The organism is Pseudomonas sp. AC355 (assembly GCF_979258205.1).
In genome coordinates this window covers 2,606,581-2,617,720 of the sequence record NZ_OZ409843.1, presented here as the reverse complement: position 1 = coordinate 2,617,720, position 11,140 = coordinate 2,606,581, and the positions used below count along the sequence as shown (strand labels likewise).

General features: G+C 63.1%; 13 protein-coding genes. 4 read left to right on the top strand and 9 right to left on the bottom strand.

The features are described from left to right. Window positions 1-4: 4 nt before the first annotated feature. From ACZ0AI_RS12330 to ACZ0AI_RS12315, 4 genes are all read right to left on the bottom strand, one after another. Window positions 5-949, bottom strand: coding sequence for a MerR family transcriptional regulator (locus ACZ0AI_RS12330; RefSeq protein ID WP_463562156.1), 945 nt, complete (start codon window positions 947-949; stop codon window positions 5-7). Further along, window positions 946-1,905 (bottom strand): YbgA family protein, encoded by a 960-nt coding sequence (locus ACZ0AI_RS12325; protein WP_463562155.1) that lies wholly within the window; start codon window positions 1,903-1,905, stop codon window positions 946-948. Before ACZ0AI_RS12325 ends, ACZ0AI_RS12330 begins: the two co-directional genes overlap by 4 nt. A 130-nt stretch (window positions 1,906-2,035) precedes the next feature. Then, window positions 2,036-2,263 carry a TIGR02450 family Trp-rich protein gene (locus tag ACZ0AI_RS12320; RefSeq protein ID WP_463562154.1) on the bottom strand — a complete coding sequence of 76 codons (228 nt, stop codon included), beginning with the start codon at window positions 2,261-2,263 and terminating at the stop codon, window positions 2,036-2,038. After that, window positions 2,260-3,252 (bottom strand): NAD(P)/FAD-dependent oxidoreductase, encoded by a 993-nt coding sequence (locus tag ACZ0AI_RS12315; protein WP_463562153.1) that lies wholly within the window; start codon window positions 3,250-3,252, stop codon window positions 2,260-2,262. Before ACZ0AI_RS12315 ends, ACZ0AI_RS12320 begins: the two co-directional genes overlap by 4 nt. A 283-nt stretch (window positions 3,253-3,535) precedes the next feature. Between ACZ0AI_RS12315 and ACZ0AI_RS12310 the strand changes: the two genes are divergently transcribed. Both ACZ0AI_RS12310 and hemH read left to right on the top strand, forming a co-directional pair. Then, window positions 3,536-4,435 carry a TIGR01777 family oxidoreductase gene (locus ACZ0AI_RS12310; RefSeq protein WP_463570011.1) on the top strand — a complete coding sequence of 300 codons (900 nt, stop codon included), beginning with the start codon at window positions 3,536-3,538 and terminating at the stop codon, window positions 4,433-4,435. Window positions 4,436-4,449: 14 nt separating this feature from the next. Next, window positions 4,450-5,475: a ferrochelatase gene (hemH, locus tag ACZ0AI_RS12305; protein ID WP_463562152.1), complete on the top strand. Its 1,026-nt coding sequence runs from the start codon at window positions 4,450-4,452 to the stop codon at window positions 5,473-5,475. Between the two features lie 57 nt (window positions 5,476-5,532). Here the strand turns inward: hemH and ACZ0AI_RS12300 are convergent, their stop codons facing one another. Both ACZ0AI_RS12300 and upp read right to left on the bottom strand, forming a co-directional pair. Further along, complete coding sequence (locus ACZ0AI_RS12300) at window positions 5,533-6,810, bottom strand: uracil-xanthine permease family protein (protein WP_463562151.1); 1,278 nt, start codon at window positions 6,808-6,810, stop codon at window positions 5,533-5,535. A 3-nt stretch (window positions 6,811-6,813) separates the two neighbouring features. Then, window positions 6,814-7,452, bottom strand: a complete 639-nt coding sequence (upp, locus tag ACZ0AI_RS12295; RefSeq protein ID WP_225838701.1) for a uracil phosphoribosyltransferase — start codon at window positions 7,450-7,452, stop codon at window positions 6,814-6,816. Between the two features lie 280 nt (window positions 7,453-7,732). On the opposite strand from upp, the gene ACZ0AI_RS12290 reads away from it, so the two are divergent. Continuing rightward, the gene (locus ACZ0AI_RS12290) at window positions 7,733-8,290 is read left to right on the top strand and encodes a hypoxanthine-guanine phosphoribosyltransferase (protein WP_225838703.1); all 558 of its coding nucleotides are present in this window, start codon (window positions 7,733-7,735) and stop codon (window positions 8,288-8,290) included. Here the strand turns inward: ACZ0AI_RS12290 and dauA are convergent. Beyond that, on the bottom strand, window positions 8,287-10,008 hold the full coding sequence (gene dauA, locus ACZ0AI_RS12285) for a C4-dicarboxylic acid transporter DauA (protein ID WP_463562150.1): 1,722 nt from the start codon (window positions 10,006-10,008) through the stop codon (window positions 8,287-8,289). The two genes, ACZ0AI_RS12290 and dauA, sit on opposite strands and share 4 nt — an antisense overlap. 196 nt (window positions 10,009-10,204) lie before the next feature. Between dauA and ACZ0AI_RS12280 the strand changes: the two genes are divergently transcribed. Then, entirely contained in the window at window positions 10,205-10,492 is a 288-nt protein-coding gene (locus ACZ0AI_RS12280) for a PA4642 family protein (RefSeq protein ID WP_463562149.1), read from the top strand. Between the two features lie 51 nt (window positions 10,493-10,543). Here the strand turns inward: ACZ0AI_RS12280 and ACZ0AI_RS12275 are convergent, their stop codons facing one another. Together ACZ0AI_RS12275 and ACZ0AI_RS12270 are read right to left on the bottom strand one after the other, a co-directional pair. Then, complete coding sequence (locus tag ACZ0AI_RS12275) at window positions 10,544-10,852, bottom strand: DUF2845 domain-containing protein (protein ID WP_463562148.1); 309 nt, start codon at window positions 10,850-10,852, stop codon at window positions 10,544-10,546. Further along, window positions 10,849-11,139: a DUF2845 domain-containing protein gene (locus ACZ0AI_RS12270; RefSeq protein WP_042556240.1), complete on the bottom strand. Its 291-nt coding sequence runs from the start codon at window positions 11,137-11,139 to the stop codon at window positions 10,849-10,851. The genes ACZ0AI_RS12275 and ACZ0AI_RS12270 overlap by 4 nt, the downstream gene beginning before the upstream one ends. Window position 11,140: the final 1 nt, after the last annotated feature.

Genomic DNA, 11,140 nt, shown 5'->3' with positions numbered 1-11,140 from the left:
CGTCCTATTCGAGCAGATGGCGATCAGCGAGCGTTTGCAACGCTGTCAGGGGATCGGCCATGAAAGTGATGTCTGCGCCCTCTGGTGCATTGGCGATCAGTTGCTCACCACGCGCCTGGTCTTGAACCCCGATCAACAGGCAGGGAATGCCGTGGTCGCCCAGCCACTCATGTAGCGACGACTCGGCATCGGGGTTGGAGTCCGCTTCGCAGAACAGCAGCAGGGCGCGGGGTTGCAAGCGGGCGATGGCCAGCGGCAGTTCACTGGGCGGAATCGGCCCGTCGAAGGCGTCGACCGGGCAGCCGGCTGTGCCGATCAGCCAGGCACACAGCCACAGCTGCGGCGACATCGGTACTTGGCAGAGATTGATCAGCAGCAGCGGCTTGCCACTGTGCTGGCGGTTGTCGTGGTAGACCCGTGCACCGAGCTTGCTGCGCAACCAGCTGTGCAGGAACAGCCGTTCGGTCTTCGCGCCGGCGCGCTGTGGCCAGCGCTCCTCCAGGATTGCCAGCAGCGGCAGGAGCAGGTGCTGGCAAAGAATCTGTGGTGGGTAGAGAGCCAGTTCGGCATTGAAGCGTTCGTCCAGCTGGCGCTCGTCGAGTAGGTGGATGGCATGGCACAGCTGCTCGCGTTTTTCCTGCCACTGCGAGGCCTGGTCGGCTGGCAGCGGCTGATCGGCACGCAGCAGGCCCTTGACCTGGCCGACCGATACCCCGCGATTGAGCCAGCCGAGCACGGTGTGGATGGTCTGCACCTGCTCCGGAGAGTACAGGCGGTGGCCCTTGGCGGTACGGTGCGGCACGATCAGGCCGTAACGGCGCTCCCAGGCGCGCAGGGTGACCGGATTCACGCCAGTCAGGCTGGCCACGTCGCGGATCGGCAGGTAGCCGTCGGCAATGGCATCGCGGTAAGCCTCGGCGCTCGGGTCTGGAGAGATTGGTTGGTTCATAGGGCGTTCCGCAGGCTGAGGTTTTCCGGGTGCGGTTGCAGGTAGACCTGCTGCTCGATGTAGCTGTCGGGGTGCTGGCGGAAGTGGTGCTTGAGCAGGGTCAGCGGCACCACCAGTGGCACGATGCCCTGCCGGTACTGCTCGATGAGCTGCTGCATTTCCTGCTTTTCCGCGGCGCTCAGGGAGCTTTTCAGGTAGCCGCTCAAGTGTTGCAGCACGTTGGCATGCGTGCCGCGCGTCGCGCAGCGTTTCAGCGCGGTCATCAGTTCGCCGATGTAGTGCTCGGCCAGGCTGTGTAGGCCCTGCCCGGACAAATCGCTGAGTAGGCGACCGAGGCGTTTGTAGCGCAGTGGGTCGGTGGCCATCAGCAGGTATTTATGGCGGGCATGGAATGCGATCAGCTTGCCGCGGCTCAGGCCGGATTCACAGAGCGCCTGCCACTGCGCGTAGGTGAATACCCGGGTCAGGAAGTTCTCACGCAGCACCGGGTCATTGAGCCGGCCATCTTCCTCGATGGGCAGGTTTGGGTGGCGTTCGCACAGCACCGCGGTGTACAGGCCGCGGCCTTTCGGCTCGCTGGGGTGACCGTTGTCCTGATAGACCTTGACCCGTTCCAGGCCACAGGACGGCGACTGCTGCATGACGATATAGCCGCAGATCGGTGGCAAATCGGCAGCCACCTGCTCGCCATAGGCGGTCAGCGCCTCGGTGTGATCCTTGTCAGGATGTACGGTGCCCACGGCACGGGGCGCTGCCGGGTCACCGACCAGGCGGATCGGCTCGCGCGGCGTACCCAGGCCAATGGCGACTTCGGGGCAGAAGGGCACGAACTCGAAATAGTCGCTCAGTTGATCCAGACATAGCCTTGAGGCTTTGTGCCCGCCGTTGTAGCGCACTTCGGCGCCGAGCAGGCAGGCACTGACGCCGAGCTTGGGTTTTTCGCAGTGGACGGGCATAGCGCACCTTCGAAATTATCTTGTACAAGGATTTATTTTTGTACAAGTTTCATTTCATATTAGGCGCGATCTTGTACAAGTCAAATGCTGTGTACAGCTTTTGTCCGCATCAGGTGCAATAAACGACGTCTCAACGCCAGCCCATCTTCCAGTTGTCGGCATCCTGAAGAACGCGCCAGTCGATGCGCTGGCCACGTTTGCTGAGTATGGCCTGCAGTTCCACTTCCAGCACCGTGCCTTCCTCGTCGCAGAACAGTTCGGTGACCAGAAAGTGCTTTTCGCGGTTCTGTGGCGTGGCTGCCGTCCATTTGGAGAGCAGCAGCTTGCGCGGGGTCAGGCGATGCTTCGCGGTATTCATTGGTTATGCGCTATGAGTTTGCGGGCCGCTTCCTGACCGCTGAGCCAAGCACCTTCGACCCGGCCGGACAGGCACCAGTCACCGCAGGCGTAGAGGCCCAGGTCGGCGTCAGCCAGGGCGCCCAGTTGATGCGCTGCCGTGGGGCGGGCGTACAGCCAGCGGTGGGCGAGGCTGAATACAGGGGCCGGTACTGCGCAGCCGATCATTTCCGCAAAGGCGCCATGCAGATGCTCGATCACCTGCTCCTTGGAAAGATCCAGGTGCTGGCGACTCCAACTGCTACTGGCGTGCAGCACCCAGGTGTCCAGGGTGGTATCGCGGCCCGGCTTGCTGCGGTTGCGCGCCGTCCAGTCGAGCACCTCGTCCTGCACGAAGCAGCCTTCCAGGGGCGTCTTCAGCGGCTCTTCGAAAGCCAGTGCCACTGCCCAGGTGGGCTCCATCGTTACGCCGGCCACCGTGGCGGCGAGTTTCGGTGCTGCAGCCAGCAGGGCGCTGGCCTGGGGCGCCGGAGTGGCGATGATGACGTGGCTGAATGGGCCGTGGCTCTCGCCGTCGGCATCGAGCAGGTGCCAGTGCTGCTCGCCGCGAAATACCTCGGTGATACGGCAGGAAAATTTCACCGGGAGTGCGCCCAGCATGGCGCGTGTAATCGCGCTCATGCGTGGCTTGCCGACCCAGCGAACCTGTTCATCGGCTGACGGGCTAAGTGTGCCGTTGGCGAATTGATAGAGGCTGGGCGTCCATTCCTCGACCCAGCCGCGCGCCTGCCATTGCTGGACGGTGGCAGCGAAGCGGCGGTCGCGGGCGGTGAAATATTGAGCACCCAAATCAAGGGTTCCAGCGTCGCTGCGCTTACTGGACATGCGACCGCCGCTGCCACGGCTCTTGTCGAACAATTGCACCGGGTATCCGGCGGCATGCAGTGCCTCGGCCGCGGACAATCCGGCGATACCGGTGCCGATGATGGCGATGGGAGCGGTACTGGTCATGTTTACCTCGTGTGCTATCGGGCTGTTGCGACCGTAAGGTCGTCAGCCCACTGGGCCCCAAGGCTACGCCTTGGACATGGGTCGTACAATGTACAGTTTCTGTATAAGCTTATGTCCGCAGCAGCACCGTACCTGCAGTCAGGGCATCTATTCTTCAGAATAGGTGCGGGTGGCAATAGTTTCCCTGTTTATGTCGGCTGCTTGTGCTGCCGGGCTATTGTTGTTGAGCATCATCCTGCAACAGCGTCGAGCCTTGTGAGCACACCACAGTGAGGAATCTGCCATGCATATCCTGATCACCGGCGGTACTGGCCTGATTGGCCGCGCGCTTTGTCGTTACTGGCTCGAGCAGGGGCACCAGTTGACGGTATGGAGTCGCCGCCCGGAGCAGGTGGCAGCGCTCTGCGGTACTCGTGTACGCGGTGTCGGGCGGCTGGAGGATATCGGTGCCGAGCCGCTGGATGCCGTCGTCAACCTGGCCGGTGCGCCCATCGCTGACCGCCCCTGGAGCAAAGCGCGCAAGCAGCTCCTGTGTGAAAGCCGCATCCACATGACCGAGCAATTGCTGGCCTGGCTACAGAGCCGTGAACAGAAACCCACGGTACTGCTGTCGGGGTCGGCAGTCGGCTGGTACGGCGATAGTGGTGAGCGCCTGATTGATGAGCAGGCTTCGCCTGGAGTGGATTTTGCCGCGCAGCTTTGTGTGGCCTGGGAAGACACCGCGCAGCAGGCGGAGGCTTTTGGCATTCGCGTGATCCTGCTGCGTACCGGTCTGGTGTTGGCGAAAGAGGGTGGCATCCTCAAGCGTATGGTTACGCCGTTCCGGTTTGGGTTGGGTGGCCGCATAGGCAATGGCCGCCAGTGGATGCCGTGGATTCATATCGCTGACCAAATTGCCCTGATTGATTTTCTCTTGCAGCAGGAGCAGGCGCGCGGTCCCTATAATGCCTGCTCACCGCACCCGGTACGCAACCGTGAATTCGCCAGCGAACTCGGCCATGCCGTGCACAGGCCTGCCATCGTGCCGTTACCGGCCTTTGCGCTGCGTGCCGGTCTGGGCGAGATGTCGTTGCTCCTGCTGGGTGGCCAGCATGCTCTGCCGGTCAGGGCGCAGGAGGCCGGCTTCGAATTTCGTTTCACGCATCTCGACGTGGCTTTGGTGGATTTGCTGAGCCTTCATTAACAGGATGATATTGCATGACCGATCACGCCTTACTACTGGTCAATCTCGGCTCGCCCGCCTCCACGGAAGTCGCGGATGTCAGGAGTTATCTCAACCAGTTTCTGATGGATCCCTATGTGGTCGATCTGCCGTGGCCGCTAAGGCGGTTACTGGTGTCGCTGATTCTGATCCGCCGCCCGGCGCAATCGGCCCATGCTTATGCCTCGATCTGGTGGCCTGATGGTTCGCCGCTGATCGTGCTCAGCAAGCGTTTGCAGGAGGCGATGAAAATCCAGTGGACCCAGGGGCCGGTCGAACTGGCCATGCGCTACGGCGAGCCCTCGCTGGAAACCGTGCTGACCCGTCTCGCCAGCCAGGGCATCGAACAGGTCACCCTTGCGCCGCTGTATCCGCAGTTCGCCGACAGCACCACCACCACCGTGATCGAAGAAGCCAAGCGCGTGGTGCGTGAGCGCCAGCTGCCGATCCGCTTCGCCATCCTCCCACCATTCTTCCAGGATCCCGATTACATCGACGCCCTGGCCGACAGCGCCAGGCCTTACCTGGAAAAGGACTTCGATCACCTGCTGCTGAGCTTCCACGGCTTGCCGGAGCGGCACCTGCGCAAGCTAGACCCGACCAATCACTGCCTGCGCGGGCCCGACTGTTGCCGCACGGCGCCGCCGCAGGTGCTGTCCACCTGCTACCGCGCCCAGTGTATGCGCACAGCCGAGGCCTTCGCGACGCGCATGGGCCTGCGGCCGGAGCAGTGGTCGGTGTCGTTCCAGTCGCGCCTCGGCAAGGACAAGTGGATCGAGCCCTACACCGAAGCGCGCCTTGACGAATTGGCGGCTCAGGGCGTGAAAAAGCTGCTGGTAATGTGCCCGGCCTTCGTTGCCGATTGCATCGAGACGCTGGAAGAGATCGGTGATCGCGGTCGCGAGCAGTTCGTGGAGGCCGGCGGCGAGAGCCTGGAGCTGGTGCCTTGCCTGAACGACCACCCAGGCTGGGCGGCAGCGCTCAAGCGACTTTGCGAGCGGGCGCCGCAAAGCCTGGGCTAAGACCGAGCGCCCAGCTACTGGAGCTGGGCGCGACTTATCTCAGGGCTTGTTTATATCTTAAATGTCTGGCGCGTCGTCGGCAGATTTCTTCTTCCAGCCGTCGTTGCCCGGCAGGATCAGGTTCAGCACGATGGCGACGATGGCGCACAGGGCGATGCCCTTGAGGCCGAAGTCGTCCGGGCCGTCGCCGGTACCGATCAGCACGCCACCGATCCCGAACACCAGGGTCACCGAAACGATCACCAGGTTGCGCGCTTCGCTGAGGTCGACGCTGTGGCGGATCAGGGTGTTCATGCCTACCGCGGCGATGGAGCCGAACAGCAGGCAGAGAATACCGCCCATTACCGGCACCGGAATGCTCTGCAAGATAGCGCCGAACTTACCAATGAAAGCCAGGGTGACGGCGAAGATCGCCGCCCAGGTCATGATCTTCGGGTTGTAGGCCTTGGTCAGCATCACCGCGCCAGTGACCTCCGCGTAAGTCGTGTTGGGCGGGCCGCCGAACATACCGGCTGCAGATGTAGCCAGGCCGTCACCGAGCAGTGTGCGGTGCAGGCCTGGCTTCTTCAGGTAGTTCTTGCCGGTGACGCTGCCCACGGCGATCACGCCACCGATGTGCTCGATGGCCGGAGCCAACGCCACCGGCACGATGAACAGAATCGCCTGCCAGTTGAACGCTGGTGCGGTGAAGGCCGGCACTGCCAGCCAGGGCGCGTCGGCAACATGGCTGAGGTCGAGGGCGCCGAAATAGATCGACAGTGCGAAACCCACCAGAATGCCCGAGATGATCGGCACCAGACGGAAGATGCCGCGCCCGAAAACGGCGACGATCAGGGTGGTCAGCAGGGTCGGCATGGAAATCCACATCGCCGTGCTGTAGGGCAGCAGTACGCTGCCGTCACCGGCTTTGCCCATCGCCATGTTGGCGGCGATCGGAGCCATGGCCAGGCCGATGGAAATGATCACCGGGCCGATTACCACCGGTGGCAGCAGGCGGTCGATGAAGCCTGTGCCCTTGATCTTCACGGCCAGGCCGAGAAAGGTGTAGACGAAACCGGCTGCAACCACGCCGCCCATGGTTTCCGCCAGGCCGAACTGGCCCTTGGCGAGAATGATCGGGGTGATGAACGCGAAGCTCGAGGCCAGGAACACCGGTACCTGACGGCCCGTGACGATCTGGAACAGCAGGGTGCCCAGACCCGCGGTGAACAGTGCCACGTTAGGGTCGAGGCCGGTGATCAGCGGCATCAGCACCAGGGCGCCGAAGGCCACGAATAGCATCTGCGCGCCGGACAGCACCTGACGCCACAACGGATCGTTGAATTCGTCGCGCATCGATCAGGCGTCCTTCTGCTTGGTGCCGAAGATCTTGTCGCCGGCATCGCCCAGCCCGGGGATGATGTAGCCGTGTTCGTTGAGACGCTGGTCGATGGACGCGGTGTAGATCTTCACGTCCGGGTGGGCTTCGTTGACCGCTTTGATGCCCTCGGGGGCAGCGACGAGCACCATGGCGCGGATTTCCTTGCAGCCGGCCTTCTTGAGCAGGTCGATGGTAGCGACCATGGAAGCACCGGTGGCCAGCATCGGGTCGATGATCATCGCCAGGCGCTCGTTGATCTCCGGTACCAGCTTCTCCAGGTAGGTGTGCGCCTTCAGCGTTTCTTCGTTGCGGGCCACGCCGACGGCGCTGACCTTGGCACCCGGAATCAGGCTGAGCACGCCGTCGAGCATGCCGATGCCAGCACGCAGGATCGGCACCACGGTGATCTTCTTGCCGGAGATCTTCTCGACCTGCACGGGGCCTGCCCAGCCGGCGATTTCGTAGTTTTCCAGCGGCAGATCCTTAGTCGCCTCGTAAGTGAGCAGGGCGCCCACTTCCTGGGCCAGTTCGCGGAAGTTCTTGGTACTGATATCCGCGCGGCGCATGAGGCCGATCTTGTGGCGAATCAGCGGATGGCGGATCTCGAGGACTGGCATTGCGGGGTCTCCGGCAAAAATGGGCAAAAAACACGCTAGATTAAAGCATTGCGTAGCGCTGTGGGCGCTGCGCATGTGGAACTTTTTAAAAACCGCTCGCAACGGCCATGCCACTTGTCGAGCGCATCCGTGGACGCTTGCGCCTCATCTAGCGGATGGGTAACGTGCCGCCTTTTTCTGACCCGGTGATCAGCTCTTACGCCGGAGCCATTCATACCGTGCGAACCGACGCCCGCAGAGCCACGCTTCTGCTCACAGTCGCCGCCAATGAGGACATGACATGCCCGCCGATCTCGCCCACATCCGCCAGGTAATGACCGAAGCCGACTGCCTGTATAGCGAAGCCGAAGTGGAAGCCGCCATCGCCCGCGTCGCCGTTGCCATCAACGCCGAGCTGGCCGAGCGCAACCCGGTGGTGTTCTGCGTGATGAATGGAGGGCTGATCTTTTCCGGCAAACTGCTGACCAAGCTCGACTTCCCCCTGGAAGCCTCCTACCTGCATGCCAGCCGCTACCGCAACCAGACCAGTGGCGGCGAGCTGTTCTGGAAAGCCAAGCCGGAAGTCTCGTTCATCGACCGCGACGTGCTGATCATCGACGACATCCTCGACGAAGGGCACACCCTGGGCGCGATCATCGACTTCTGCCACCACGCCGGCGCCGCCAAGGTGCATACCGCCGTGCTGATCGACAAGGATCACGACCGCAAGGCGCGGCCGGACCTCAAGGCCGACTACGTGGGCCTGCCGTGCGTCGACCGCTACATTTTCGGTTACGGCATGGACTACAAGGGCTACTGGCGCAATGCGCCGGGGATTTATGCGGTGAAAGGGCTCTAAAGGTTCGTCGATTCGTCGGACTCTGATCGCCAGCTCTCGCAGATCGCCCGGGCGCGGGGTAGATCCTGGGCATAGCTCAGGCGGCCGTGGGCACTCTGCAGGCCGGCACGGCGCAGCTTCAGGCGCAGCGACGGCGAGGCGCCGCTGACGATCAGTGAAATGCCGTGCTTGCGGTACTCCAGCACGATGCTGTGCAGTGCCGCGAGGGCGGTCATATCGAGCATAGGCACGGCGCTGACGTCGAGAATCACCACCCGGATATGCGGATCGAGGCGGCGCAGGGCGCCGAGCGTGCGCTCCGCTGCGCCGAAGAACAACGGGCCGCGAATGGCCAGGGCCTGCACATGCTCCGGCAGGTCATTCAGGGCCTGGTGGCTGTGCCGTGGCAGGCTGCGCGTGTCGGTCAGTTCGCTCATGCGCTTGATGAACAGCCCAGCGGCCAGCAACAGGCCGACGCCAACCGCCAGCACCATGTCGAACAGCACCGTGAGCAGCAGGCAGGTCAGCAATACCAGCACGTCGCTGCGTGGAGCGATGCGCAGGGTATGCGCTACATGGTGGGCTTCGCTCATGTTCCAGGCGACCATCAGCAGCAGGGCGGCCAGCGCGGCCATCGGCAGGTAGCTGAACAGCGGGGCGAGAAACAGGATCGCCGCCAGCACCACGGCAGCGTGGATGATGGCTGCCAGGGGCGAGCGGGCACCGGCTCTCACGTTGGCGGCGCTCCGGGCGATGGCCGCGGTTGCGGTGATACCGCCGAACAGTGGCGCGACCAGGTTGCCGATGCCCTGGCCGAGCAATTCGGCATTGGGGTCGTGTTTGCTGCCGGTCATGCCATCGGCGACCACGGCGCAGAGCAGCGATTCGATGGCGCCGAGCATGGCGATGGCGAACGCCGGGGCCAGCAACTGGCGGATCAGCTCGAAGGACAGAATCAACGGCTGGCCATCGGCGCCAGGCAGATGCCAAGGCCAGGCGAAGGTTGGCAGAAAGGGTGGAATGCCTGGGTAACTGACGCCGTCGACGACGTAGCTGAAGCGCTCGCCCAAAGTCGACACCGACAGACCGCCTCGATCCAGCAGCAGGCCCAGCAGTGCACCGACTGTCAGTGCCACCAGATGCCCGGGGATGCGCGGCACCAGCCGCGGCCACAGCAGCAACACAGCAAAGCAGGCCAGCGCCACCAGGCTGTCGCCCAAATGGATGCCGGGCAGGGCCTGGAACAGCAACTGCAATTGCTCCACGTAATGGCTCGGTTGTCCGGCCAGTTGCAGGCCGAGCAAGTCCTTGATCTGCAGCGTGGCGATGACGATGCCGATACCCGCGGTGAAGCCAAGCGTGACCGGGTAGGGCACGAACTCGATCAGGCGACCGGCCTTGAGCAGGCCCAGGGCGATCAGGATCAGCCCGGCCAGCATGGTGCACAGCAGCAGGCCGCCGATGCCGAACTGCCCGGTGATCGGCAGCAGAATCACCACGAAGGCTGCGGTGGGGCCGGAAATGTTAAAACGCGAACCACCACACAGGGCGATCAGCGGCGCTGCGACCAGCACGGTGTAGAGGCCATGTTGCGGCGCCACGCCGACGGCGATCGCCAGGGCCATGGCCAGCGGGATGGCGATGATGCCCACCGTGAGGCCAGCGCTCAGGTCGCCACGCAGGCTGGCCCAGGAGTAACCGCGCAGGCTCTGGCGACAAGCGGCGAACAGGGTGGGCATCGTGGCAATTCCTGGGAGATTGCCGCCAGTATAGGAGCGGGTAGAGGGCGTGGTGGTTGACTTAGGTCGCGTACCGCTCAAGTCGTGCTGGTGTTAGAAAGGTCGGCTGCGTCTGAGTCCTGCACCCTGCGTTGAGCGGTTGCGGCGCCGGGGTTACACTGCCCGCCCCGTGTGGTCTGGTTTGTTGGAGTGAGCGATGCGTAAAGACAAGAAGCAGGTGATTGGCGACGAAGTGAGCGATGAGCAGATCAAGCTGTTTCTCGCCGTGGAGCCGGCTGACGCCACGCAGCCCTCGCTGCACAAACTGGTCAAGGCCTACCGCGGTCTGCGTGACCACGACTTCGAGCGTTTCGTGGGGTTCTTCGTCGAAGCCGGTTATGACCTCGATGCCAAGGATGCCGACGGTAATGACTTCGTCGCCCTGATCAAGGATCAGCGTCAGTCCGAGGCTTACATCCAGGCAATCACCGCTGCGCGCGGTTGATCGCCAGCGGGTGACGGCGTCCTGTCGTCGCCCGCTCTGATCGTCTGACGGCTAATCGCCGCGTTTACTGTCGATCCTGTTCAGACGATTGCCCTCGAAACGCAGAAAGTAGTTCATGCCGTTGCGCGGGCCGTAATTCCATTCCTCTATCTGCACTTCATGGGTGAAGCCGTAGCTGTCGGTCTGTTCCTTGTAGCCGATGAATGCGCGGTTGTTTGGTTCGCCACATTTGGACAGGACTTCGGCGGTGCTGTCGCCGCTGCTCGCCAGAGCGCTGCCACAGCGCCAGGTCGCTGCGTTGGCGGTGCCGGCCAGGAGCATGAGCAGGGTGCAAGAGATGAGTGTCTTCATGGTCGTCATTGCTGGCGTTTGCGCTCGATGCGCGTCAGCCGATTGCCCTCGAAAGTCAGGATGGTGAACATACCGTTGCTGGGCTCGTAGGCCCATTCCTCGATATTCGTTTCGCGCCTGTCGTAGCCGCCCAGGGTGTAGCCGACAGGGTCGCGGAACGCCGGCTCGCCGCATTTCTGCATCACCTCGAAGGTGCGATCGCCGAGGTTCACCAGCTTGCTGCCGCAGCGCAGGGTATCGGCCTGGCTCAGCAGTGGGGCGGCGCAAAGCGCCAGCATCAGACCCAGTCGTTTCATG